Origin of the sequence: Kitasatospora sp. NPDC087271, from assembly GCF_044744605.1 — a bacterium.
GTDB lineage: Bacteria > Actinomycetota > Actinomycetes > Streptomycetales > Streptomycetaceae > Kitasatospora.
In genome coordinates, this window is record NZ_JBIUYQ010000002.1 from 100209 (window position 1) to 122923 (window position 22715).

The following is a 22715-nucleotide window of genomic DNA, read 5'->3' on the forward strand; positions in this document are numbered from 1 at the left end:
CGCGGCACGGCGTCACCGTGCCGCCCCGGGCGTCAGAACTGGACGTCGGTGCAGGAGTAGAAGGCGTTCCCGGTGTCAGCGATCGTCCAGACCGCGACCACGACCTGGTGGCCGGTGCGCCCGCTCGGGACGGTCGCGGTGTGGCTGAGCGTGCTGGGCACCTGCTTCCCGCCGTACGGGGCGATCAGGAAGGGCGTCAGGTCCAGGCTGTCCCGGGTGACCGGCTGGCTCGCGTCGTAGCCCGGCTTGGTCAGGTAGTAGCGGAAGTCGGTGGTCGCGTGCCGGGCGGTGAACGTCCAGGTGAAGGTGAGCTGTTGCCCCGCCGTCACCGCGGTGGTCGGCCAGGCGCCGCCGTGCGGGTCGTCCAGCTCGGCGAAGCGGGAGTTGCCGCCGGCGCAGATGGTGCCGTCGGCGGGCCCGGCGCTCGGGAAGCCCTTGGGGCCCTCGACGCTCTGCGGCTCCCACTGGATGTCGCCGCAGTCCCACGACACCCCGCCCGCTCCGCAGAGCGCGGCCCTGCTGGGCGGCGTCGAGATGTACCCGTGGGACTGCGCCGGGACGGCGAGGGTGAGCGGCACCGCGAGGGCGGCGACCACCGCCCCGACGATGTGACGTGTGCGCATGATGCTCCTCCGTGGGGGTGGATGGAGAGTGCGCCGGGACGCAGACGCGCGCGCGTGGGGGTGCGGCGGCCGGGACGGGGAGATCCTTGGCATGCCTGCGGCAGTCCGGCGCCCTCACCGTAGGAGCGGACTCCGCCACCCGTCAATGGTCTGAACCACTATTGGGACGAGCCCGGATCCGGCCGCCGAATCCGGACTCAACTCGACTTCCGCACAGGCCGGTTGAACGACGAAGGCCCCGCCCCCGGCGAACCGGGAGGCGGGGCCGTTTCGCCAGGCGGGTTACTTCTTGCCCTGGTTCTTGACCGCCTCGATGGCCGCGGCGGCGGCGTCGGCGTCGAGGTAGCGGCCGCCCTTGGTGACGGGCTTGAAGTCGGCGTCGAGCTCGTACACGAGCGGGATGCCGGTCGGGATGTTCAGGCCCGCGATGGCCTCGTCGGAGATGCCGTCGAGGTGCTTGACCAGCGCGCGCAGGCTGTTGCCGTGGGCGGTGACCAGGACGGTCTTGCCGGCGGCGAGGTCCGGGACGATGGCGTCGTACCAGTACGGGAGCATCCGGTCGACGACGTCCTTCAGGCACTCGGTGCGCGGACGCAGCTCGCTCGGGATGTCCGCGTAGCGGGCGTCACCGGCCTGCGAGTACTCGGCGTCATCGGCCAGCACCGGCGGCGGGGTGTCGTACGAGCGGCGCCACAGCTGGAACTGCTCCTCGCCGAACTCGGCCAGGGTCTGGGCCTTGTCCTTGCCCTGGAGCGCACCGTAGTGTCGCTCGTTCAGGCGCCAGCTGCGACTGACCGGGATCCAGTGGCGGTCGGCCTTGTCCAGGGCGATCTGCGAGGTGCGGATCGCACGGCGGAGCAGCGAGGTGTGCAGCACGTCCGGGAACAGGCCCTCGGCGGCCAGGAGCTCGCCACCGCGCGCGGCCTCCTTCTCGCCCTTCTCGTTGAGGTCGACGTCGACCCAACCGGTGAACAGGTTCTTCTGGTTCCACTGGCTCTCGCCGTGGCGGAGCAGGATGAGTCGGTACGTCGTGTCAGCCATGGCCCCCAGCTTAGTGGAGGCAGGAAAAGCGCTGGTCCGGACCTACGGCAGATGTGTAATGTGTGCACCGCCTATCTGGCACTTACATACGTCGGCTGACCGGACCTGCCCGTGCCGCTCGGCGGACGCCTGCCCCGGGAGCCCCCCACATGCCCGTCGCCCTGTTCACCAACCCCCGGATCCGAAAGCTGATACAGGAGACGGTGGGCGGGCTGCCACGGGAGTTCTGGTGGCTCTGGGTGAGCACGCTGGTGAACAAGCTGGGCGCTTTCGTGCTCACCTTCCTCGCGCTCTACCTGACCACCAACCGGGGGTACTCGGCCTCCTACGCGGGCCTGGTGGCCTCCCTCTACGGCCTCGGCTCGGCGGTCGCCGCGATCGGCGCCGGCGTGCTGACCGACCGGATCGGCCGGCGCCCGACCCTGGTCGCCGCCCAGCTCGGCACCGCACTGTTCACCGCCGTACTCGGCTTCACGGACGGCCAGGTGGCGATCGCCACGGTGGCCTTCCTGGTCGGCCTCTGCAACAACGCCACCCGGCCCGCGACCTCGGCGATCATCGCCGACCTCGTCCCGGCCGAGGACCGGGTCCGCGCGTACTCGCTGAACTACTGGGCGATCAACATCGGCTTCGGCCTCTCCGCCGCCGTGGCCGGCCTGATCGCCACCCACGGCTACCTCACGCTCTTCCTGCTCGACGCGCTCTCCACGCTGGTGTGCGCGGTGGTGATCTTCATCCGGATCCCCGAGACCAAGCCGCAGGACTCGCCGCAGCACGGGAAGGGGACGGACGAACCGACGGTCGGCCTCGGCGCGGTGTTCCGGGACGGGCGGTTCATGGCCGTCGTCGGGCTCAACCTGCTGCTCGCCCTGATCCTCCAGCAGGGCAGCACCACCCTGGCCGTCGACATGGGTGCCGCGGGCATCAGCTCCACCGAGTACGGGCTGGTCATCGGCCTGAACGGGCTGCTGATCGTGGTGCTCCAGATCCCGCTCACCCGGTGGATGGAGGCCCGCTCCCGGACCGCCATGCTGATAGCCAGCTGCCTGATCACGGGCTGGGGCTTCGGGCTGGCGGCGCTGGCCGGGTCGTCCGCGTGGCTGTTCGCCCTCTCGGTGGCGGTCTGGACGGTCGGCGAGGTCCTGAACGCGCCGACCATCATGGGACTGGTCGCCGAACTGGCGCCGACCCACGCGCGCGGCCGCTACCAGGGCGTCTACTCGCTCTCCTGGTCGCTCGCCTCGTTCCTCGGCCCGGCGATCGGCGGTCTGCTGCTGCAGCACGCCGGCTCCGCGGTGCTCTGGATCGTGTGCGGGGTCTGCGGCACGGTCGCGGCGGCCGGGCACGTGGTGCTCGGGCGGCGCACGGACGCGACGGCGGGCCGCGCCGGGGCGGTGCCGGAGGTCGCGGTGACGGAGGTGCCGGTGACGGAGGTCCCGGTGACGGAGGTGCCGGGGGCCGAGGTGCCGGGGCCCGAGGTGACGGAGCCCGCCGCGGAGAAGAAGGCTCCGGCGGGCATCTGAGGGCGCCGGCCCCGCTGCCGGGTCAGTCGGCCGCCGGGGCGGCCAGGTGGGCGAAGGCGGCCAGGTTGCGGGTGGACTCCCCGCGCTTGGTCCGCCACTCCCACTCGCGCCGGATCGCCGAGGCGAAGCCCAGCTCCAGCAGGGTGTTGAACGGCTCGTCGGCGTTCTCCAGCACCGTCCCGAGCAGCCGGTCCACGGCGTCCGGGGTGAGCGCCTCCAGGGGCAGGCGGCCGGCCAGGTAGACGTCGCCGAGCGGGTCGATCGCGTACGCGACGCCGTACAGCCGGGTGTTGCGCTCCAGCAGCCAGCGGTAGACGGCCTCGTGGTTCTCGTCCGGTCGGCGGATCACGAAGGCGTTCACCGACAGGGTGTGGTCGCCGACCCGCAGCGCGCAGGCGGTGCTCAGCTTGCGGGTGCCCGGGAGCGTCACCACCAGCGTGTACGGGTCGGTGGCGGCGGGCTCCCAGGCCGCTCCGGCGTCGTCCAGGGCGGTGCGCAGGAGGGTCAGGGCCTCGTCCTTGGTGCGGATTGCCATGGGGGTGACGTTACTCGGCGGTACCGGGGGCGCGCACCAGCGGTGCGTGCCCCCGGCCGCCGCAGTCGGGCCGCAGTCGGCTCGTGGTCAGGAAGCGGTCCGGCCGCGGTCAGGCCAGCCGCCGCCGGGCGGCGGCCAAGCGGCCGGCCGGGCGGGCCAGGCTGCCGGCGTACACCTCGGCGGTGCTGGCCGCGGCGGTGTCCCAGCCGAAGCCGGCCGCGTGCCGGGCCGCCGCCGCGCCGCGCCGGGCGACCAGGCCCCGGTCGGTGACGTACGGCTCCAGCGCGTGCGCCCAGGCCGCCGGGTCGTGGCCGTGCACCAGCGTGCCCGTCTCGCCGTCCCGCACCGCGACCGGCAGGCCGCCGACCGAGGCCGCCACCACCGGGGTGCCGCAGGCCTGCGCCTCCAGCGCGACCAGCCCGAAGGACTCGCTGTACGAGGGCATCACCAGCGCCGTCGCCGCGTGGTACCACTGCGCGAGCTCGGCCTGGCCGACCGGCGGGTGGAACCGCACCACGTCGCCGATGCCCAGCTGGGCGGCGAGCTTGTGCAGGCTCTCCGGCCGGGCCAGTCCGGTGCCGGACGGACCGCCGACCACCGGCACCAGCAGGTGCTCGCGCAGCCCCGGGCGGCGCGCCAGCAGCTCGGCGACCGCCCGCAGCAGCACGTCCGGGGCCTTCAGCGGCTGGATCCGGCCCGCGAAGAGCAGCACCGCGGCGTCCTGCGGCAGGCCCAGCCGGGCCCGGGCGGCGGCCCGCGCCGACGCCCCGCCGGGGCGGAAGACGTCCAGGTTGACGCCGGGGTGGACGACGGCCAGCTGGTCCGGCCGGGCGGCGTAGTGCAGCGCCAGCTCGGCGGCCTCCTCGGTGGTGTTGGCGATCAGCCGGTCGGCCGCCTCGACCACCTGGGTCTCGCCGATCACCCGGGCCGCGGGCTCGGGCGTGTCACCCTCGGCCAGCGCGGCGTTCTTCACCTTCGCCATGGTGTGCATGGTGTGCACCAGCGGCACCCCCCAGCGCTGCGCGGCCAGCCAGCCGACCTGCCCGGAGAGCCAGTAGTGCGAGTGCACCAGGTCGTAGTGGCCGGGGCGGTGGCCCGCCTCCGTCCGCAGCACCCCGTGGGTGAAGGCGCACAGCTGGGCGGGCAGGTCCTCCTTCAGCAGGCCCTCGTACGGGCCGGCGGTGACGTGCCGGACCAGCACGCCGGGGGCCAGCTCGACGGTGGGGGCGTCGTCCGAGCAGATCGCCCGGGTGAACACCTCGACCTCGATGTTGAGCGCGGCCAGGCGCTTGGCCAGCTCGACGATGTAGACGTTCATCCCGCCGGCGTCCCCCGTGCCGGGCTGGTGCAGCGGCGAGGTGTGGACACTCAGCATCGCTATCCGGCGCGGGCGGCGGCGGCCCGGGACGAGCGACTGGAGCCGGCCCCGCGCGGGCGCGGCGGGCTGGGCACGGCGTACCGAACGGACGGGGTGCTGGATCACCTGGCTGAAGCCTCCTCTGTGCGGCCCGTCTCGACGGCCCGCGCACGGGCCGCCCGCTGTCCGGTGTGCGCTGCCCCGTCCCGGGCACACATCACCACCAGACTGCCAACCACCCGGCCCGCGTCCGGCATTCCCGGTCCGGCGGACGAGATGCCGGACGGGGTGACGCCCCAGGTCACAGCGGTGCCGACGCGGACCCGACTACCCTTCCAGGCATGGCTGCCTCCTTCGACTCCGCGACCGCACCCGCCCGTGGGCGGACCGGACGGCCGGTGGGGACGGTCACCCGGGGCACCACCAACACCAATCGGCTGCGGCGGATGGACCGCTGGATCGCCCACACCCTCGGCCGCACGCTGCGCGCCGGTGGCCGCCCGCCGGTGGCGGTCGACCTCGGCTACGGCGCCGCGCCGTGGACGGCCGTCGAACTGGCCGGGCGGCTGCGCACGGTGCGCCCGGACGTCCGGGTGGTCGGGATCGAGATCGAGCCGGAGCGGGTCGCGGCCGCGCTGCCGTACGCCGAACCGCCACTGCTGACCTTCCGGCGCGGCGGCTTCGAGGTCCCGCTGGACGGCGGCGCGCCGGCCCAACTGATCCGGGCCGCCAACGTGCTGCGGCAGTACGACGAGTCGGCGGTGGCCGGGGTCTGGGAGCGGCTCTGCGCCCGGCTGGCCCCGGACGGGCTGCTGGTGGAGGGCACCTGCGACGAGATCGGACGGCGGCACGTCTGGGTCGCGCTCGGCCCGGAGGGGCCCCGGACGGTGACCTTCGCGGCCCGGCTGGGCGGCCTCGGCCAGCCCTCCGACCTGGCCGAACGGCTGCCGAAGGCGCTGATCCACCACAACGTGCCGGGCCGACCGGTGCACGCCTTCCTGGCCGACTTCGACCGGGCCTGGGCGGCGGCCGCGCCGTACGGGGCGTTCGGGGCGCGGCAGCGCTGGGTGGCGGCCTGCACGGCGCTGGCGGGCGACTGGCCGCTGGTGGACGCGCGCGGGCGGTGGCGGCAGGGTGAGGTCACGGTGCCCTGGAGCGCGCTCGCGCCGTAGCGGGTCGCGCGGCCGGAGCCGCCGGCCCGGCACGGACCGGGGCCGGTGCGGGTGAGCGACTCGCCGCATTCACTCGAACGAGTTATCGAATACCACTGGCGTGTTGACGCCCCATCACGTCACGATGGACGCCGCCGGACGACCCGCCCGTGCGCCGTCGCCGCCCGGCGCCACGGCGTCCACCTGCGGCCCCCGACGTCACCCTCGACCAGGGTGATCCGCGTCACCCTCGCCCGCCCCCTTCCTTCCCCGCCGACGCGGGGATCCCAGCCGTCGTCCGAGTCAGATCACCGCACCGCCACCGGCGTGGCAAAAACCACAACGGCGCCGGTCCGCCAGAGAAATCCCCGGAGATCACGTTATGGTCGCGAGAAGTTCCCCGGCGCACGGTGCCAGGCGGGCACTGCGGACGGGCGTTGACCGTTACGCACTCGGGGAAAGGGAGGAACCACCGATGCCCGCAACGGGAGACGGGCGGGCACCTGGTGCCACGAGCCTGTCGGGCGCCCAGGCCGGCGCCCCCGTTGACCATGCCCGCAACCGCCCGGCCCTGACCGGCCCGACGCCGGCCGGCCCGGTGACGGCCGCTCCCCCGATACCGCACCCCCGGCACCAGACCGGACACACCTCGGCCCCCGCCGACGCCCCCGCCGCGGTGGCCGCCAGCAGCACCGCTCCGCTCAAACTGCTGGTGATCGAGGACGACGCCTCCGACGCCCAGCTGATCAAGGCGGCGGTCGCCGACAGCGGCACCTCGATCGAGATCCACTGGGCCCGCGGGCTGGAACAGGCCACCGAACTGCTCGCCGTGTCCCCGTCCGGCACCCGGCGCGGGCGCTCCCGCGGCAGCGAGTTCAGCTGCGTGCTGCTCGACCTCGCCGCCCCCGCCGACCTGCCGCACCCGTCCGACGACTCCGACGGCCTCGAAGGCCTGCACGAACTGCTCCGCCGCGCCCCGCACACCGCGGTCGTGGTGCTCACCGACGCGGCCGGCGCCGAACTGGGCGCGGCCGCCGTCGCCGCGGGCGCCCAGGACTTCCTGATCAAGCACGCGACGGACGGCCCGCTGCTGGGCCGCGCCCTGCGCTACGCCGTCGAGCGCAAGCGCGCCGACGAGTCGCAGCGCCGCCTCGTCGAGGCCGAACTGCGCGGCCAGGAGAACGCCCGGCTCCAACGCCACCTGCTGCCCACCCCGCTGCTCGACGGCGCGGGCCTCTCCTTCACCCGGCGCTACCGCCCGGGCCGCCGCCGCGCCCTGCTCGGCGGCGACTTCTACGACGCCGTCCGCACCGACGACGGCACCGTCCACGTCGTGATCGGCGACGTCTGCGGCCACGGCCCGGACGAGGCCGCGCTCGGCGTCGCCCTCCGGATAGCGTGGCGCACCCTCGTCTTCGCGGGCCTCACCGGCGAGGCCCTGCTGACCACCCTCCAGCACGTGCTGGAACACGAGCGGCGCAGCGACGAGATCTTCGCGACGCTCTGCATGCTCGTCATCGAGCCGGGCGGCGCCAGCGGCGGCCTCGACTCGCTCGGCGCCGGCGAGCCTGCCCGGCTCTACCTCGCCGGGCACCCGGCGCCGCTGCTGCTCGGCCGCGACCACCAGCCGGTCACCCTGCCCGCCGACCTCGCCGGTCCGGCGCTCGGCCTGCTGCCGTGCCACGACGGGCAGGCCGCGTGGCCCGCCCACCAGCTCGAACTCCAGCCCGGCTGGCGGCTGTTGCTCTACACCGACGGGCTGATCGAGGGCCGGGTCGGGGCCGGCTCCCGCCGCCTCGGCCAGGACGGGCTGGCCGACCTCATCGGCGACCACCAGTCCGCCGGGCTCACCCGGGGCCGGCTCGTCGACAGCGCCATCGCCGAGGTCGAGGAGCTGAACGGCGGCGCGCTGACGGACGACGTCGCGGTGCTGCTGCTGGAACGCAACCCGGTGCAGCTGATCCTCGGCTGAGCCGGCCGGAGCCGGGTACGGCGAGGCCCGGGCAGGTGAACTCCCCGCCCGGGCCTCGCCGTTGCCTGGTCGTCGCCCGATCGTTCGGCCTACCAGGGGCCGTACGGACCGGTGTTGCTGCGGCCGCCACGGCCGCCACCACCGGTCAGCTCCCGGATCGCCGGACGCACGTCCACCATGTAGACGATCGACGCGACCAGCCCGGCGAGCGTCCCGATGCCGGTGAAGAAGTTCACCCCGAACAGCAGGTCCCAGCCGAAGGCGATCGCCAGGATCGCCAGCCAGAACGGCTTGGTCTTCTTGTCCGCCGCCCGGTAGGCGTCCTCACGGCGGGTGACCGCGTCGCCCAGGGCGAACAGCTTGAAGCCCAGGATGGCGACGGACAGCCACCAGATCGGGTTCAGATAGGCCAAGTCCAGAATCTGGGCCACTCCGCCCATCACGCTCTCCTCTGTCTCTCGCCTCCGGCGCTCCGGCCACCGCCCATCCTGGCACGGTCGACCGTCCGCTCTCCTGTCAACGTCCTGCGGTCACCGGATGTGCCCGTCCGGCGGCCCTACCCTCACTCCGCGCGGTCGGTGGCCTTCCGGGCGCGGGCGGCCTTCTTCGGGGCGGGCCGGGCGTCGGCGGCCGGGGTGTCGGCGGTCGGGGTGTCGGCGGTCGGGGTGTCGGTCTCGTCCTCGACCAGTTCGGCCTCGACCGGCTCGGACGCCCGGGCGAGCTCCGATTCCCCGGCCGGCTGCCCCGGCTCGGCGGGCGCGCCCGGGCGGGCCCGATCCACCACGACCTTGCCGCGCTCGGCCAGCTCGTCGTACGTCTCCTTGGCCTTCACCGCCAGCTCGACCGCGCGGCCGACCTGCTGGAGGGCGAAGCCCTGCGCCCGCTCCTGGAGGGTCCGCAGGTCGACGGGGAGCGTCGTGACGGTCTCGGTGACCTTGGCCTGCGCCTCGGCCAGCTTCGTCTGCGCCTCCTGGAACCGGGCGGTGGCCTTCTCCTGCGCGCCCTTGCGGTCCGCGGTGAGCGCCTCCACCCGGCCCGGCACCTCGCGCAGCTTCTCGTACGCGAGATCCCCGGCGCCGGCGATGGCGTACAGCGGGGTCGGGTCGCTCAGGGTTTTCTTGATCTCGTCGGTGATCGGCATGCTTACCGGTCCTCCCGGTGGATGTTCTGGGTGACTGAGCCGTCGGTCGTCGGGCCGGAGGCTGGTGGAACGCCGGTGCCGGTGCCGGCCGCGGGCGACCGCTCGGCCACCGCGCCCCGCTGGGCGGCGTTCTCCTTCAGGAAGGCGTCGTAGACCGCGAGCAACGCCTGCTTCTGCTGCTCGTTGACCAGCGGATCGGCCAGGATCGAGGCCCGCAGCTCCAGGCCCTCACCACGCCGCTCCTCCAGGATCCCGGCCTGGACGTACAGCGTCTCCGCCGAGATCCGCAGCGCCTTCGCGATCTGCTGCAGGATCTCCGCGCTCGGCTTGCGCAACCCGCGCTCGATCTGGCTGAGGTACGGGTTCGACACGCCTGCGGCCTCCGCCAGCTGGCGCAGGGAGTACTGCGCGTTCCGGCGCTGCTCGCGGATGTACTCGCCCAGCGAGCCGACGTTCAGTGAGGCCATGCCAGCAGACTGCAACATCCTGCTTGCAGATGCAAGCAGGATGCTAACAACAGCAAACGGTGGGCGGGCTCAGCCGAGGTCGGGGACGCGGACCGGCATCAGGAGCGAGAAGGTGCCCTCCCGGCCCGGCGTGCGGATCGCCAAGGGGGCGATCGGGCCGCCGAGTTCGAGCACGAGTTGCTCGGGCCGGCCGACCCGCAGGGCGTCCAGCAGGAAGTCGCGGTTGACCGCCACCCTCAGGTCTCCGGACGCGGATTCGGGGCCGGGCTCGGCACCGGCCACCGCCAGGCGGCCGTCCGCCGTGAGGGTGAGGACGGTGACCGCGCAGTCCGCGCCGTTCGGGCCGGAGGGCAGGGTGCGGGTGGCGCCGGTCTCGACGGCGCCGCGCAGTTCGGCGGCGGACAGGTCGATCCGGTGCTCCGGTTCGAGCCGGGTCAGCACCCGGTGGTCGGGGTAGTCGAAGTCCAGGGCGGCGCCCTCGATCCGGTGGCCGCCGGTCTCGGCCCGGACCAGGCCGCCGCCGAGGGTCACCGCGACCTCGGCCGCGCCCGCGCCCGCGCCGAGCAGCGCGCGCAGGGCGTCGACCAGGGCCGTGGGGACGATCGTGCCGCCGTCCGGCCGGGCGGGCGCCGTGGTGGCGGGCACCTCGGCGAGCGCCATCCGGTAGCGGTCGGTGGCGACCAGGCGCAGCACCGGGCCGTCCGGTTCGAACAGCACCCCGGCGAGCGCCGGGGTTCCGGGGTCGCCGCCGACGGCGAAGCGGACCGCGTCCAGTGCGGCGGCCAGTTCCTCGGCGGGGACGGTGAAGCGGACTTCGGCGGGGGTGGTGCTCATCGGTTGCTCCCTCTGGTCGATCATCACGCGGATCAGGGAGAGCTCGCGGCGGGCGTCGGCGAGGCCGTCCTCCAGCCGGCGCAGGTGCGCGTCGAGCACCCGCGCGGCCGCGCCCGAGCAGGGCGCCGCGCCGAGCACGGCGCGGATGCCGGCCAGCGGCAGGCCGACCCGGCGCAGCCGGGCCAGCAGGCGGGCGTCGGCGAGTTGCCCGGGCCGGTACCAGCGGTAGCCCGTCTGCGGGTCGACCCAGGCGGGGGTGAGCACCTCGGCGCCGTCGTAGTAGCGCAGGGTGCCGACGCCCAGGCCGCTGGCGCGGGCCAGCTCGCCGATGCTGTGCAGCTCGCTCTCCATGCCGGTGACTCTGCGGGCTCGACCAGGTCGAGGGTCAAGCCCGGCGGGCGAGGTGGGCGAGCTTCGACGGGTTGCGGACGATGCGCAGCTCGGCGATCCGGGGCCGACCGTCGGGCCCCTCGGCGAAGTCGAACACCGAGACGGCGTCGATCGCGCCGTCCTGGGTGACCAGCAGCCCGGGCTGGCCGTTGACCAGGACCGGCCGGAGCTCGACGCCCTCGCCCAGCTGGCCGAGCACCCCGAGCAGGAAGCGGGCGACGTTGCCGGCGCCGGTGACCGGGCGCAGCGCGGCACGGACCACGCCGCCGCCGTCGGTCCAGGAGGTGACGTCGGGGGCGAGCAGGTCCAGCATCCGGTTGAGGTCGCCGCCGACGCAGGCCGCGAGGAACTCGTCGGTGGCGCGGCGGCGCAGCTCCGGCGGGGCGTCGTAGCGCGGCCGGCGGGCCCTGACGTGCGCCTTGGCCCGGCTGCCGACCTGCCGGCAGGCGGCCTCGGTGCGCTCCAGCGCCTCGGCGATCTCCCGGTAGGAGAAGCCGAAGGCCTCGTTGAGGACGAAGACGGCCCGCTCCAGCGGGGACAGGCTCTCCAGCACCACCAGCAGGGCGAACGAGACCGTCTCGGCACGCTCGACGTCGGCGGTCGCGTCCGGTTCGGCGACCAGCGGCTCGGGCAGCCAGGGGCCGACGTAGGCCTCGCGGCGGACGGCGGCCGAGTCGAGCCGGTTGAGCGCGAGGTTGGTGACCGTCCGGGCCAGGTAGCCGCCCGGGTTGGCGACCGGGCCGGTGACCCCGCTCCAGCGCAGCCAGGTGTCCTGGACCAGGTCCTCGGCGTCGGCGACGCTGCCGAGCATCCGGTAGGCGATACCGAAGATCATCCGGCGGTGCCGCTCGAAGTCGTCGAGGGCGGGATCGGTGAGGGTGTCCGTCACCGCTCCGACGCTACCGCACGGGCCGCGGCGAGCCGAGGCCTCGTCAGCCGCGGAACGCCTCGTACGCGGGGGCGAGCAGGGTGGCGAGGTCGCGGCCGCGCACGGTGACGCCGGAGCGGCCGAGACGGCGCAGCGAGGGCTCGTCGGGCTCCTCCTCGGGCCCGGGCGGGGCCGGGCGCAGGGTGAAGCCGCCGCCCCAGTAGGCGGCGACGTTCACGGCGGCGGCGTTCACGGCGGGGGTGTTCCCGGGTTGGGCGTCCACGGGTTGGGCGTTCCCGGCGGGGGTGTTACCCGGTGGGACGGGGGCGGGGTGGTCGGGTGTCATGCGTCCTCCTCGGCGACGGCGTCCTCACGGGTGAGCGCGACCAGTTCACGCAGCGCCTCGACCGGCAGGTCGGTGAGCCAGCGCTCCCCCTCCCCCACCACCGCTGCGGCCAGCGAGCGCTTGGCGGCGAGGAGTTCGTCGATCCGCTCCTCGACGGTGCCGACGCAGACCAGTCTGCGGACCTGGACGTCCCGGCGCTGGCCGATCCGGAACGCGCGGTCCGTGGCCTGCTCCTCGACCGCCGGGTTCCACCAGCGGTCCAGGTGGATCACCTGGTTGGCGGCGGTCAGGTTGAGGCCGGTGCCGCCGGCCCGCAGCGAGAGCAGGAACACCCTTGGCCCGTCCGGGGACTGGAAGCGCTCGACCATCTCCTCGCGGCGGGCCCGGGGGACGCCGCCGTGCAGGTAGAGCACCTCCTCCCCGAGCCGGCGGGCCAGGTAGGGGCGGAGCATCGTGCCGAACTCGGCGTACTGGGTGAAGACCAGCGTCCGGTCGCCCTCGGCCAGCGCCTCCTCCAGCAGTTCCGCCAGCCGGGCCACCTTTCCCGAGCGATCGCCCAACGCCGAGCCGTCGTGCAGCAGTTGGGCCGGGTGGTTGCACACCTGCTTGAGCTTGCCGATCGCGGCCAGCACGGTGCCGCGCCGCTCCACGCCCCGGATCCCCTCGACCCGCTGCAGCAGGTCGGCCACCACGGCCTGGTAGAGGCCCGCCTGCTCGGCGGTGAGGCTGCACCAGACGGTCATCTCCTGCTTGGCCGGCAGCTCGGCGGCCACCGCCGGGTCGGACTTGAGCCGGCGCAGCACGAACGGGGCGGTACGGCGCTGGAGTTCGGCGGTGCGCTCGGGGCTGCGGTGCAGTTCGACCGGGATCGCGTAGCGCTCCTTGAAGCGCTCGGCCGGGCCGAGCAGCCCGGGATTGGCGAAGTCCAGGACGGCGTGCAGTTCGGCGAGCCGGTTCTCCACCGGGGTGCCGGTCAGGGCGATCCGGTGGCGGGTGACGGGCAGCGCGCGGACGGCCCGGGACTGGGCGGTGCCGGCGTTCTTGACGTACTGCGCCTCGTCGGCGACCACCCGGCGCCAGCGGATCGCCCGCAGCGCGGCGAGGTCGCGCTGGACCAGCCCGTAGGTGGTGATGACGAGGTCCGAACCCCGTACGGCTTCGGCGAGTCGGTCGGCGCCGAGGCGGCCGGAGCCGTGGTGGACGTGGCGCCGCAGCGCGGGGGCGAAGCGCTCGGCCTCGCGCTGCCAGTTGCCGACCAGGGACATCGGGCAGACCAGCAGGGTGGGGCCGGCCGCCCCCTCGGCCTGCTCGGTGGCCAGCAGGGCGAGGGTCTGGACGGTCTTGCCGAGGCCCATGTCGTCGGCCAGCACGGCCCCGAGGCCGAGCCCGGCCATCGCGCGCAGCCAGGCCAGGCCGCGCTCCTGGTAGGGGCGCAGGGTGGCCCGGAAGTCGGGCGGCAGCACGGGGGCGGGGGCCGGGGCGGCACGCCCGGCCAGCAGGTCGCCGAGCGGGCCGTCCGCGCGGACGGCGGTGACGGGCAGCCCGGCGACGGTCGCCTCCGGATCGAGGGCCAGCCGCAGCAGGTCGGCGGTGGCCAGCACGCCGTCGCGCCGGTCGGCGAGGAAGGCGAGCGCGGCGGCGATCTGCTCCGGGTCGGCCTCCAGCCAGGTGCCGCGGACCCGGACCAACCCCTGCTTGGCGGCAGCGAGTTCGGCCAGTTCCTGCTCGGTCAGCGGCGCCCCCTCCGGGCCGAGCGCGGCCTGCCAGCGGAAGGCGACCACGGCGTCCCGGTCCATCTGGGAGGCGACGGCGAGCGAGCCCGGCGCGGGCGGGGTGGTGGCCCGCAGGGCGAGCCCGAGCCTGGGCCGGCGGCGCCACCAGGCGGGCAGCAGCACGCCGAAGCCGCCCTCGGCGAGGGCGGGCGCGGCGGTGCGCAGGAAGTCCAGCGCGCCGGCCCGGTCGAGCGGCAGGGCGGCCGGGCGGGAGCGGTGCCGCAGGCCGTCCAGGGCCGGCCAGCGGTGGGCGGCGCGGGCGAGCTCGGTGACCAGGACGTCGGCCGGGTCCGGCGCCTTGCGGGCCAGCGCGGCGTGGGCGGCGCCGCCTTCGTGCAGGTCGGCGGCGCGGACCAGCAGGGAGGGCTCGTCGACGGCCTGGAGCAGGAACTCCAGTTGCCAGGCGTCGTCGGAGGGCCGGCCCTCGGGGTCGTCCGGGTCGGGACCGAGCGGCTCCAGCAGGCGGAAGCAGAGCCGGAGCGCGGGCGCGGTGGGCTCGGCGGCGGCGTACCAGGCGGCGAGCCGGCGGCGCAGTTCGGCGAAGCCCTCGGACTGGACGTTCGTGAGGCCGCCGTCCGGGGCGGTCAGGGCGTGCAGCCAGCGTTCGGCGGCGGCCCCCACCGCGGCGGCCCCCATCGCGGCCCCCACCGCGGCGGCCGTCGTGGCGTCGGCTCCCACCGCGGCGGCCGTCGTGGCGTCGGCCGGAACGCCACCGGTTCGGGCGTCGCCGGTCCGGGCACCGCCCGGGCCCAACGGGGGCGTGCCGGCCAGGGCGGCCCGGGCCTCGGCGTCCACCAGCGCGCCCAGCGCGGCGTCCAGCAGGGCCTCGCCGGTGCCGGCGCCGCCGGCCGGCCACTCCCCCAGCAGGACGGGCGGGCAGCCGTCCGCCAGTGCGGCGGCCTCCCGGCGGCCCGCCGGAGTGGGATCGGGCCGCCAACGGGCCTGCGGGCGGCCGTCCGCCAGGACGGGCAGCGGCAGCACCCGGCCCCGGCCGACCGTTCGCCAGGCGAGGTCGTGCACGCCGGTCAACCAGCGCAGCGAGGGGCCCTGGACGACCTCGACGCGCCCGGTGCCGGGCAGATCGGTGCTGGTGACGGCCCAGTGCGGGTCGAAGACCTCGCCGAGCAGTTGGGCGGCCGCGCCGGTGTCGAAGAGCAGCGCGGGGACGCGCCAGGGCGCCAGGACCGCCGCGCCCCGGACCGGGGTGACCGGCAGGTCCGGCGAGGGCGCGGGCAGGGCACCGGTGGTGGGCAGCAGCAGGGTGGCCCAGCGTTCGGGGGCCTGGCCGGCGAGCCAGCCGAGGCCGGGCCCGATGCCGCCGAGGACGGCGGCGAGTTCGCCGGCCGGGCAGGCGTAGGGGTGGGCGCGCGGGGCCGCCCGGCCGGGGCGGGGCTCGGCGGCGCCCGGATGGGCGCGGGCGTCCTCGGCCCACAGGGCCAGCCGTCCGCCCGCCCGCCAGAGCGCGTGCAGGACGAACATGCGGGAGGCCTTCCGGTCGGCGGAACCGTCCTTTGCAGCCTAACCGGGCGGTCCGACAGCGCCGCTCCGCCAAGTCTTTCGCGAAACGCCGAGGGCTGTGGTTGAAATTTGAACGAAAGCGGCTTACGCTGAACCCAACAAGTTGAAGCCTAAACAAATGGCTTCGGACCCGAGGAGGAGCCATGGGCCTGTTCAACCGCACCAAGACCGCCACCCCCACCGCCGTCGCCGAGACCCCGACCGGCCCGGACCTCGCCCACCTGACCGGCGACTGGACCATCGACACCACGCACAGCGAGGTCGCCTTCTCGGTGCGCCACGCCATGGTGACGAACGTCAAGGGCCGCTTCACCGAGTACGACGGCAAGCTGCACCTGGACGGCAGCACCCCGGGCAACTCCTCCGCCGACCTGGTGATCAAGGTCGCCAGCATCGACACCAACCAGGCCCAGCGCGACGAGCACCTGCGCACCGGCGACTTCTTCGCCGCCGACACCTACCCGGAGATCCGCTTCCGCAGCACCTCGGCCGAGCGGCTGCGCGGCGACACGTACCGGATGAGCGGCGAGCTGACCATCAAGGACACCACCCGTCCGGTGGTCCTGGACCTGGAGTACACCGGCAGCGCCACCGACGCCTACGGCGCCGAGCGGGTCGGCTTCGAGGGCAGCGCCGTCCTCGACCGCACCGAGTTCGGCCTGACCTACAACGCGGCCCTGGAGACCGGCGGCGTGCTGATCAGCGAGAAGGTCAAGCTCAGCTTCGACATCTCCGCCGTCAAGGCGGCCTGACCCGGCCGTCCACGACCGCCACCCGGGCCACCGGACCCGCCGCGCGGCCCGGTCCGCCCACCCGCCGCCCCTGCCGACCCCCGACGGCAGGGGCGGTGTCGCGTCCCAGGGTTTCCGGCGGCCCGTCCCGACGGCCCGGTCTCACCCGAGCAGCGCCGCGTCCGCCGCCGGCAGCCAGCTTCCCGCCGGCCGCCGCAGCCAGCCCTCGGCCGCACCGAGCCCGGCAGCTGCGGCGCCCAGTGCGGCCAGCCCCGGGTGGCGCTCGCCGGGCCGGTGCACCAGGCTGACCAGGCTCAGCGGCACCGGCTCCACCAGCGGCACGTTCACCGCCCCCGGAATCCTCGGCCCGCCGACGGTGGTCAGCATCGGATCGCCGTGCCGGGCCAGGTAGCGAGCCGTCTCGTCCACGCCCACCGGCGGCACGTACGGCGCGGCCGGCGTCAGGCCGTGCTCGCGCAGCAGGCGGACGCCGAGATCGGCCCACTCGGTGGTGGCCGGGTTGCCGGCGCAGACGTCGACGGGGTTCCCGGTCAGCTCGGCGACCCGCAGCACCGGGCGGCCGGCCAGCGGGTGGGTGTCCGCCATCATCACCGAGATCCGCTCCAACCGGACCGGCCGCTGGGCGAGTTGGTCGCGCAGCGGGGCGGGCAGTCCGGCGAACCGGCCGAAGGACACGTCCAGCCGGTGGGCCAGCAGTTCGGCGGCGGCCGCGGCGAGGCCGCCGTGGAAGCGGGCCAGCAGTTCGCCCTCCGGCCAGGCGGCGCGGGCGCGTTCGAGCACCCGGTCGGCGGTGAGGTCCGGGCCGGTGACGTCGCTGTTGAGGTCCAGCAGCAGCGGCCGGGCCGCCGCGCCCGCCAGGATCTCGTCGTGCAGGGCGAGGAGCCGGCGCGCCCGGGGCAGCAACCGCTGCCCGGCCGGGGTGAGTTCGACGCTGCGGGTGGTGCGGGTGAACAGCGCGTCGCCGAGCAGCCCTTCCAAGGTCCGGACGTCCCGGCTGAGCGCCTGCTGGGCGACGTGCAGCCGCCCGGCGGCCCGGCCGAAGTGCAGGCTCTCGGCGGTCGCGACGAAGCCGCGGAGCAGTCGGGGGTGCAGGTCACGGGGCATGGGCGGCAGATTAACAACAACCTGCTGTGAATGCGACGGAACAGGTGTTGGACCGCCGCCGGGCACCGGCGGGAGGCTGATGGGCACCCCCCTCACTCTCCCCAGGAGCCCGATGCCCTCGCGCGCCCTCCTCACCTCCTACCGGCGGCTGTTCGCGGCCCCCGGCGCGGCCGCCTTCACCCTCGCCGGGCTGCTCGGCCGGCTCGCGCTGTCGATGAACGGCGTCTCGCTGGTCGTGCTGCTCGCCGAACGGCGCGGCTCCTACGCGCTGGCCGGCACCGTCTCGGCGGCCGGGCTGATCACCGGCGCGCTCGGGATGCCGCTGCTCGGTCGGCTGGTGGACCGGTACGGGCAGGCGCGGGTGACCGTACCGGCCGCGCTCTACAACGCCGCCCCGCTCGCCGCCCTGCTGCTCTGCCTCCGGCTCGGCGCACCCGACTGGACGCTCTACGCCTGCTGGGCGGCCGGCGCGGCCGCGCCCAACCTCGGCGGCATGGCCCGGGCCCGCTGGGCACACCTGTACCGGGCCGACCCGGCCGCCCGGCACCTGGCCAACTCCCTCGAACAGGCCCTGGACGAACTCTGCTTCATGGCCGGGCCCGTCCTCGCCATGACGCTCTGCACGGCGGTCGCCCCGGAGGCCGGACTGCTCGCCGCCGGGGCGCTCGGCACCACCGGCGCCCTCCTGTTCGCGGCCCAGCGGCGCACCGAACCACCGTTGCCCGCCCGCTCGGAGGGCGACCGCCACGGCTCGCCGCTGCGGGTGCCCGGGCTGCGGGTGCTGCTGCTCGCCTTCCTCGCCACCGGCGTCGTCTTCGGCTCGACCGAGATCACCACCGTCGCGTACGCCGACGCGCTCGGGCACAAGGCGGCGGCGGGCGCGCTGCTGGCCCTGGTCGCGGGCGGATCCTGCCTGGCCGGGCTGCTGTTCGGGCTGCTGACGCCGCGTCGGGCGACCGGGGTGCGCTTCCTGTCCGGGGCCGCGGCGATGGCCGGGGTGCTGCTGCTGCCGCTCGCCGCCGGACTGGGCGGGGCCGGGCTCGGCCTGCTCGGGGTCGCGCTGTTCGCGGCCGGCACGGCCACCGCGCCGACCATGGTGACCGGGATGACGCTGGTCCAGGAGCTGCTGCCGGGGCGGCAGTTCAACGAGGGGATGGCGGTCGCGGTGTCCGGCATCGTGGTCGGCATCTCGGGCGGCGCGGCGCTCGCCGGCGCGGTCGCCGAGCACGCCGCCCCCGGCACCGGCTACGCGCTGCCGGCCTGCGCCGCCGCGCTCGCCCTGCTGATCGCCCTGGCCGGGCGGCGGCACCTGGGGCAGTCACGGCGCACCCCGGTGGAAGGTGCCGAGCGGGTTGTCAGTGCCTCGGTCTAGCCTTCGGGGCATGGCGGAAATCACCTATGTCCGGGGCGATGCCACCGCGCCGCAGGGCAAGGGCGTGAAGGTGATCGCGCACGTCTGCAACGACCTCGGCGGCTGGGGCAAGGGCTTCGTGCTCGCGCTGTCCGGACGCTGGCCCGAGCCCGAGGCCGCGTTCCGGCGCTGGCACCGGGAGCGGGCGGGGAACGACTTCGGGCTCGGCGCCGTACAGCTGGTGCAGGTCGAGCCGTACGTCTGGGTGGCCAACCTGGTCGGCCAGCGCGGCATCCGGACGGGGCGCTCCACCGGGGTGCCGGTCCGGTACGAGGCGATCGACACCGCGCTGGCCGCGCTGGGCGACCACGCGCGGGAGCTCGGCGCCTCCGTCCACATGCCGCGGATCGGCTGCGGGCTGGCCGGCGGGCGCTGGGAGCGGGTCGAGCCGCTGGTGTCCGCGCGGCTGGTGGAGCGAGGGGTGCCGGTGACGGTCTACGACGTCGGCTGAGCCGGCGCCGCCTGCGCTGACACCGCCTGCGCCGCGAGGCTCTCGGCGGGCCAGCTGTACACGCACTCGGGCAGTACGTACCCGCCCGGGAACACACCCTCCTGCACCCGCGTCCGCACGCCGCCCTCGCGCTCGTAGAAGGCGATCGCGCGGATGTTGTCGCGCAGCACCTCCAGGTACAGCTCGGCTCCGGGGTGCCGTTCGGCGACGTGGGCGCGGGCCGCGGCGAACAGCGCGCGGCCGATGCCGCCGCCGGTCCGCCCGGGGCGGACGTGCAGGTTGTCGACCAGTACCCGGCCGTCCGGCTGCGGGACGAGGTAGATGAACCCGACCGTCTCCCCGGCCTGTTCGGCGATCAGCAGTTCGGGCTCGGCGGCCGGATCGCCGTAGTCGACGGTCAGCCGCAGCTCCCACAGCTCGCTCCGCTGGACGGGCAGCCCGTCGCCGAGTGCGGCCGCGGGGACGATCCCGCGGTAGGCGGTGCTCCAGCTGCGGGCGTGCAGGTCGGCGACGGCCGCGGCGTCCTGCGCTCCGCCGCGCCGGATGGTGGTCTGCACGGGACTGATCATGTGACGAGCCTCCCACAGATTGGAGTTGAACATGTTCAAGCGAAACCTCTACAGTGCTCACATCATTTTGAACGCGTTCGAAATGGCGGGGGTGGTGGATGTGGCACCGAGCACGGAGGGGACGCCCGGTGCCGCGTCCACCGACACGGGTCGGAGCTTCGTCTCCGGTTAGGCTCGTGCCCGTGGACGACCTGGCAGCGACGAACCGAACGGACGGCACGAGCGGTGCGGCCGACAGCGGGCCCATGCCCGGCGGCCGGGCGCAGCCGAAGACCGACAAGAGCGAGCAGACCCGGGCACTGATCCTGGAGACCGCGATGCGGCTCTTCCAGGAGCGCGGCTACGAGAAGACCACCATGCGCGCGATCGCCACCGAGGCGGGCGTCTCGGTCGGCAATGCTTACTACTATTTCTCGGCGAAGGAATTCCTGATTCAAGGGTTCTATGACCGAATGACGTACGACCATGCGGCGGATGCCAGGAACCGCATGGCCCATACGCGGAACTTTGCCGAACGGCTGGAAATCGCGCTGACCTCCTGGCTCGACACGGCCGCGCCGTACCACGAGTTCGCCGCGCAGTTCTTCCGCACGGCCGCCGACCCCACCAGCTCGCTGAGCCCGTTCTCCAACGAGTCCCACCCGGCGCGAGCGACCGCCGTGGAACTGTTCCGCGACGTGTTGCAGGGATCGGAGCTGGCCCCCAAGCTGGACGCCGAACTGGGCGAGCTGCTGCCCGACGTGCTCTGGCTGCACCTGATGGTCGTGGTGCTCTACTGGGTCTTCGACCGGACCGAGGACACCGAGCGGACGCGGGAATTCGTCCGCCGGTCCACTCCCATGGCGGCCCGGGTGATCAACCTCTCGCGTTATCGGGTGTTCCGCCCGATCGTCCGCGATGCCAAGGGCCTCATTCAGGACTTCATCCTGCCCACCATCGGGAAAACCGCCGTCAAGTAACCCGCCCGAGGGCAGCTCGGACGCGTCGAGGGCCGGACCGCAGCGGTGCGATCCGGCCCTCGGCGTGGCGGCCGCTCAGAAGCCGTCCGGGTTCCAGGGCTGCAGCGGCGTGCGCAGCAGCAGGTCGGCGGCGGCCGCCGCGCCGGGGCGCAGTTCGGTGAGCAGGCCGGCCGCGAGCAGCCGGGGCGCCGTCTCGCCGCCCAGGTAGAGCGACGCCAGCTCGGAGGCGTCCAGGGCGAGGTCGGCGTCGTCCGTGGTCCGGGTGCAGCGGCCGGTGCCGTCCGCGGCGACCTCGATCGCCCAACGGCCGGAGGCGTAGCCGAGCCGGTCCTCGACCTCCAGGACCACCCGGCCGGGCGCGCCGTACGTCCGGGCGTCGAACGCGGCCGCCACGTCCAGCACCCGCAGCCAGGTGAAGTCGGCGTTGTCCACGTACGGGGTGGCGGCGCGCGGGTCCTGGAGCAGCAGCGGCAGCGGGTCGTCCGGGCCGATGTTCTCCGCGACGACCTTGCGCACCCAGTCGACGGAGAGGACGAAGCGCCACAGTTCGGCGGCGGTCGCCCGGTCGAGGGCGAGGAAGTCGGCCACGGTCAGGGTGCAGTTCGGGTAGCTGCCGTCCCAGGTGTCGTCGACCCGGTAGGCCACCAGGCCGGTGACCGTACCGTCGGCGTCCCGGTGGACGGCCGCGAACGGCTCCTTGAACTCGTTCCCCGGCACCTTGAGTTCGCCGGTGTTCCGCTTCCACCACAGCTCGTCGCGGGCGATCGCGCCCGGCTGGGTGCGCCGCCAGCGCTCGTGCAGGTCGGGGCCCAGCTCGCGGGCCTGCGCCATGGTCACGAAGTCGATCCGCCCGCCGGGCACGGTGGGCAGGCCGTCGCGCAGACCGCGGGTGCGGTGCAGGTCGATGTTCCAGCCGTGGCCGCGGGTGGCCGGGCCGAAGCCGTAGCGGCCGTAGATGTTGTACTCGGCGGCGATCAGGATGGCGACCGCCGAACCCCGCTCGACGGCGGCCGCGAGGTCGCGGCGCATCAACGTGCCGAGCAGGCCGCGGCGGCGGTGGGTGGTGCTGACCGTCACGGCGGTGACGGCGTCGGCCCGGACGGTGGCCCCGCCCGGGACGGTCAGCTCGACGTCGAAGCTGCGGAAGGTGGCGATGCAGCGGTCGCCGTCGAAGCCGGCCAGCATCCGGCCCGGCTCCCACTGCAGGCGGCGGAAGTCGGCCGTGCTCTCCGCGTGCGAGCGCAGGAAGCCCAGAGCGAGCGCCCGGTCCCACGCGGCCACCTCGCTCTCGGCGATCGCGCGGATCTGGAGGCCGTTCACGATGTCGACGGCCCCGTCATCGGTTGTGTTGCCCATCGGGCCACCGTACGGGCGCCGCTTTCGGGCGGCATCCCATTTATTCCGTGTCCGATGCGTGGTGCTCCCCCGGCACCACCACCCAGTGGTTGCAGTGCAGGACTCGGTCGGCGAAGTCGACGTCCAGCTCGCCGAGCAGCCGGAAGCCGAGCGCCCGGCAGATCCCGTTGGACGGGCCGTTGGCCGTCGCCGGGAAGGCGTGCACCGGGCCCCACCGGCCGTCCCGGGAAGCCGCGTCCAGCAGTTCCCGGACGGCCGCCTTGGCGAGGCCGCGCCCCTGGAACTCGGGCAGCACCATCCAGCCGATCTCGGCCACGGCGGCGCCGTCCTCCTCGTGCGACCAGAGCGTGACGGAGCCGGCCACCACCTCCGGCCCGGCGCCGTCCGGGACGATCACCTTGATCCACGAACGGTCCTCGGCGACCTCCACGACGTCCTTGCGCAGCCGCTCCCGCACCCGCTCCTCCGGCAGCGGCCCGCCCAGCTCGGCCATCATCACCGCGTCGCACCGCATCCGGACGTACGCCCCGACGTCCCCCGCCTCGACGTCCCGCAGCCTCATCGCGTCTCCTCCC

Annotated in this window: 22 protein-coding genes; 7 read left to right on the top strand and 15 right to left on the bottom strand. The window is 74.7% G+C overall.

What is annotated here, in order from left to right; all coding sequences use genetic code 11:
- Positions 1-32 precede the first annotated feature (32 nt).
- Both ACIO9K_RS03735 and ACIO9K_RS03740 read right to left on the bottom strand, forming a co-directional pair.
- Positions 33-623, bottom strand: a complete 591-nt coding sequence (locus ACIO9K_RS03735) for a lytic polysaccharide monooxygenase (RefSeq protein WP_400326793.1) — start codon at positions 621-623, stop codon at positions 33-35.
- 282 nt (positions 624-905) lie between these two features.
- Positions 906-1664, bottom strand: a complete 759-nt coding sequence (locus ACIO9K_RS03740) for a phosphoglyceromutase (RefSeq protein ID WP_063348789.1) — start codon at positions 1662-1664, stop codon at positions 906-908.
- 149 nt (positions 1665-1813) lie between these two features.
- On the opposite strand from ACIO9K_RS03740, the gene ACIO9K_RS03745 reads away from it, so the two are divergent.
- Positions 1814-3187 (top strand): MDR family MFS transporter, encoded by a 1374-nt coding sequence (locus tag ACIO9K_RS03745; RefSeq protein ID WP_400326797.1) that lies wholly within the window; start codon positions 1814-1816, stop codon positions 3185-3187.
- A 22-nt stretch (positions 3188-3209) separates the two neighbouring features.
- Here ACIO9K_RS03745 and ACIO9K_RS03750 read toward each other — a convergent pair whose 3' ends face one another.
- The gene (locus tag ACIO9K_RS03750) at positions 3210-3722 is read right to left on the bottom strand and encodes a YbjN domain-containing protein (RefSeq protein ID WP_363582360.1); all 513 of its coding nucleotides are present in this window, start codon (positions 3720-3722) and stop codon (positions 3210-3212) included.
- A 109-nt stretch (positions 3723-3831) separates the two neighbouring features.
- The gene (gene mshA / locus ACIO9K_RS03755; protein ID WP_400327496.1) at positions 3832-5202 is read right to left on the bottom strand and encodes a D-inositol-3-phosphate glycosyltransferase; all 1371 of its coding nucleotides are present in this window, start codon (positions 5200-5202) and stop codon (positions 3832-3834) included.
- A 218-nt stretch (positions 5203-5420) separates the two neighbouring features.
- On the opposite strand from mshA, the gene ACIO9K_RS03760 reads away from it, so the two are divergent.
- Both ACIO9K_RS03760 and ACIO9K_RS03765 read left to right on the top strand, forming a co-directional pair.
- Positions 5421-6251, top strand: coding sequence for a hypothetical protein (locus ACIO9K_RS03760; RefSeq protein ID WP_063348785.1), 831 nt, complete (start codon positions 5421-5423; stop codon positions 6249-6251).
- 454 nt (positions 6252-6705) lie between these two features.
- Positions 6706-8202, top strand: coding sequence for a SpoIIE family protein phosphatase (locus tag ACIO9K_RS03765; protein ID WP_363582366.1), 1497 nt, complete (start codon positions 6706-6708; stop codon positions 8200-8202).
- Between the two features lie 89 nt (positions 8203-8291).
- On the opposite strand, the gene ACIO9K_RS03770 is transcribed toward ACIO9K_RS03765, so the two are convergent.
- The 7 genes from ACIO9K_RS03770 to ACIO9K_RS03800 all read right to left on the bottom strand — a co-directional run bounded on the left by ACIO9K_RS03770 (position 8292) and on the right by ACIO9K_RS03800 (position 15499).
- Entirely contained in the window at positions 8292-8642 is a 351-nt protein-coding gene (locus tag ACIO9K_RS03770; RefSeq protein ID WP_063348783.1) for a DUF2516 family protein, read from the bottom strand.
- A 122-nt stretch (positions 8643-8764) separates the two neighbouring features.
- Positions 8765-9343, bottom strand: coding sequence for a hypothetical protein (locus ACIO9K_RS03775; RefSeq protein ID WP_400326802.1), 579 nt, complete (start codon positions 9341-9343; stop codon positions 8765-8767).
- Positions 9344-9345: 2 nt separating this feature from the next.
- On the bottom strand, positions 9346-9810 hold the full coding sequence (locus ACIO9K_RS03780; RefSeq protein ID WP_400326805.1) for a helix-turn-helix domain-containing protein: 465 nt from the start codon (positions 9808-9810) through the stop codon (positions 9346-9348).
- A 69-nt stretch (positions 9811-9879) separates the two neighbouring features.
- Positions 9880-10995, bottom strand: coding sequence for a MerR family transcriptional regulator (locus ACIO9K_RS03785; RefSeq protein ID WP_400326808.1), 1116 nt, complete (start codon positions 10993-10995; stop codon positions 9880-9882).
- A gap of 34 nt (positions 10996-11029) precedes the next feature.
- Positions 11030-11869 carry an RNA polymerase sigma-70 factor gene (locus tag ACIO9K_RS03790; RefSeq protein ID WP_400327498.1) on the bottom strand — a complete coding sequence of 280 codons (840 nt, stop codon included), beginning with the start codon at positions 11867-11869 and terminating at the stop codon, positions 11030-11032.
- Between the two features lie 97 nt (positions 11870-11966).
- Positions 11967-12248 (bottom strand): hypothetical protein, encoded by a 282-nt coding sequence (locus ACIO9K_RS03795; protein WP_400326811.1) that lies wholly within the window; start codon positions 12246-12248, stop codon positions 11967-11969.
- Entirely contained in the window at positions 12245-15499 is a 3255-nt protein-coding gene (locus tag ACIO9K_RS03800) for an SNF2-related protein (protein WP_400326814.1), read from the bottom strand. The genes ACIO9K_RS03795 and ACIO9K_RS03800 overlap by 4 nt, the downstream gene beginning before the upstream one ends.
- Before the next feature lie 182 nt (positions 15500-15681).
- Here ACIO9K_RS03800 and ACIO9K_RS03805 point away from each other — a divergent pair, with 182 nt between their 5' ends.
- Positions 15682-16290, top strand: coding sequence for a YceI family protein (locus ACIO9K_RS03805; protein WP_363582380.1), 609 nt, complete (start codon positions 15682-15684; stop codon positions 16288-16290).
- Between the two features lie 141 nt (positions 16291-16431).
- Here the strand turns inward: ACIO9K_RS03805 and ACIO9K_RS03810 are convergent, their stop codons facing one another.
- Positions 16432-17394 (bottom strand): LysR family transcriptional regulator, encoded by a 963-nt coding sequence (locus ACIO9K_RS03810; protein WP_363617709.1) that lies wholly within the window; start codon positions 17392-17394, stop codon positions 16432-16434.
- Positions 17395-17506: 112 nt separating this feature from the next.
- On the opposite strand from ACIO9K_RS03810, the gene ACIO9K_RS03815 reads away from it, so the two are divergent.
- Both ACIO9K_RS03815 and ACIO9K_RS03820 read left to right on the top strand, forming a co-directional pair.
- Positions 17507-18766: an MFS transporter gene (locus tag ACIO9K_RS03815; protein WP_363617707.1), complete on the top strand. Its 1260-nt coding sequence runs from the start codon at positions 17507-17509 to the stop codon at positions 18764-18766.
- A 10-nt stretch (positions 18767-18776) separates the two neighbouring features.
- Positions 18777-19256 (top strand): macro domain-containing protein, encoded by a 480-nt coding sequence (locus ACIO9K_RS03820; protein ID WP_363617705.1) that lies wholly within the window; start codon positions 18777-18779, stop codon positions 19254-19256.
- On the opposite strand, the gene ACIO9K_RS03825 is transcribed toward ACIO9K_RS03820, so the two are convergent.
- Positions 19241-19813, bottom strand: a complete 573-nt coding sequence (locus ACIO9K_RS03825) for a GNAT family N-acetyltransferase (protein WP_400326819.1) — start codon at positions 19811-19813, stop codon at positions 19241-19243. The genes ACIO9K_RS03820 and ACIO9K_RS03825 overlap by 16 nt on opposite strands.
- Positions 19814-20007: 194 nt before the next feature.
- On the opposite strand from ACIO9K_RS03825, the gene ACIO9K_RS03830 reads away from it, so the two are divergent.
- The gene (locus tag ACIO9K_RS03830) at positions 20008-20784 is read left to right on the top strand and encodes a TetR family transcriptional regulator (RefSeq protein ID WP_363582390.1); all 777 of its coding nucleotides are present in this window, start codon (positions 20008-20010) and stop codon (positions 20782-20784) included.
- A gap of 75 nt (positions 20785-20859) precedes the next feature.
- Here the strand turns inward: ACIO9K_RS03830 and ACIO9K_RS03835 are convergent, their stop codons facing one another.
- Both ACIO9K_RS03835 and ACIO9K_RS03840 read right to left on the bottom strand, forming a co-directional pair.
- A complete protein-coding gene (locus ACIO9K_RS03835; RefSeq protein WP_400326823.1) occupies positions 20860-22140 on the bottom strand; it encodes a GNAT family N-acetyltransferase in 1281 nt (426 codons plus the stop codon).
- 40 nt (positions 22141-22180) lie between these two features.
- The gene (locus ACIO9K_RS03840; protein WP_400326826.1) at positions 22181-22702 is read right to left on the bottom strand and encodes a GNAT family N-acetyltransferase; all 522 of its coding nucleotides are present in this window, start codon (positions 22700-22702) and stop codon (positions 22181-22183) included.
- Positions 22703-22715 lie beyond the last annotated feature (13 nt).

Coding starts and splice junctions, on each gene's coding strand:
- ACIO9K_RS03750 (WP_363582360.1), bottom strand. CDS start 3,722: ATGGCAATCCGCACCAAGGACGAGGCCCTGACCCTCCTGCGCACCGCC.
- ACIO9K_RS03775 (WP_400326802.1), bottom strand. CDS start 9,343: ATGCCGATCACCGACGAGATCAAGAAAACCCTGAGCGACCCGACCCCG.
- ACIO9K_RS03785 (WP_400326808.1), bottom strand. CDS start 10,995: ATGGAGAGCGAGCTGCACAGCATCGGCGAGCTGGCCCGCGCCAGCGGC.
- ACIO9K_RS03805 (WP_363582380.1), top strand. CDS start 15,682: ATGGGCCTGTTCAACCGCACCAAGACCGCCACCCCCACCGCCGTCGCC.
- ACIO9K_RS03800 (WP_400326814.1), bottom strand. CDS start 15,499: ATGTTCGTCCTGCACGCGCTCTGGCGGGCGGGCGGACGGCTGGCCCTG.
- ACIO9K_RS03780 (WP_400326805.1), bottom strand. CDS start 9,810: ATGGCCTCACTGAACGTCGGCTCGCTGGGCGAGTACATCCGCGAGCAG.
- ACIO9K_RS03820 (WP_363617705.1), top strand. CDS start 18,777: ATGGCGGAAATCACCTATGTCCGGGGCGATGCCACCGCGCCGCAGGGC.
- ACIO9K_RS03740 (WP_063348789.1), bottom strand. CDS start 1,664: ATGGCTGACACGACGTACCGACTCATCCTGCTCCGCCACGGCGAGAGC.
- ACIO9K_RS03840 (WP_400326826.1), bottom strand. CDS start 22,702: ATGAGGCTGCGGGACGTCGAGGCGGGGGACGTCGGGGCGTACGTCCGG.
- ACIO9K_RS03835 (WP_400326823.1), bottom strand. CDS start 22,140: ATGGGCAACACAACCGATGACGGGGCCGTCGACATCGTGAACGGCCTC.
- ACIO9K_RS03815 (WP_363617707.1), top strand. CDS start 17,507: ATGCCCTCGCGCGCCCTCCTCACCTCCTACCGGCGGCTGTTCGCGGCC.
- ACIO9K_RS03795 (WP_400326811.1), bottom strand. CDS start 12,248: ATGACACCCGACCACCCCGCCCCCGTCCCACCGGGTAACACCCCCGCC.
- ACIO9K_RS03810 (WP_363617709.1), bottom strand. CDS start 17,394: ATGCCCCGTGACCTGCACCCCCGACTGCTCCGCGGCTTCGTCGCGACC.
- ACIO9K_RS03760 (WP_063348785.1), top strand. CDS start 5,421: ATGGCTGCCTCCTTCGACTCCGCGACCGCACCCGCCCGTGGGCGGACC.
- ACIO9K_RS03735 (WP_400326793.1), bottom strand. CDS start 623: ATGCGCACACGTCACATCGTCGGGGCGGTGGTCGCCGCCCTCGCGGTG.
- ACIO9K_RS03745 (WP_400326797.1), top strand. CDS start 1,814: ATGCCCGTCGCCCTGTTCACCAACCCCCGGATCCGAAAGCTGATACAG.
- ACIO9K_RS03765 (WP_363582366.1), top strand. CDS start 6,706: ATGCCCGCAACGGGAGACGGGCGGGCACCTGGTGCCACGAGCCTGTCG.
- ACIO9K_RS03790 (WP_400327498.1), bottom strand. CDS start 11,869: ATGATCTTCGGTATCGCCTACCGGATGCTCGGCAGCGTCGCCGACGCC.
- ACIO9K_RS03770 (WP_063348783.1), bottom strand. CDS start 8,642: ATGGGCGGAGTGGCCCAGATTCTGGACTTGGCCTATCTGAACCCGATC.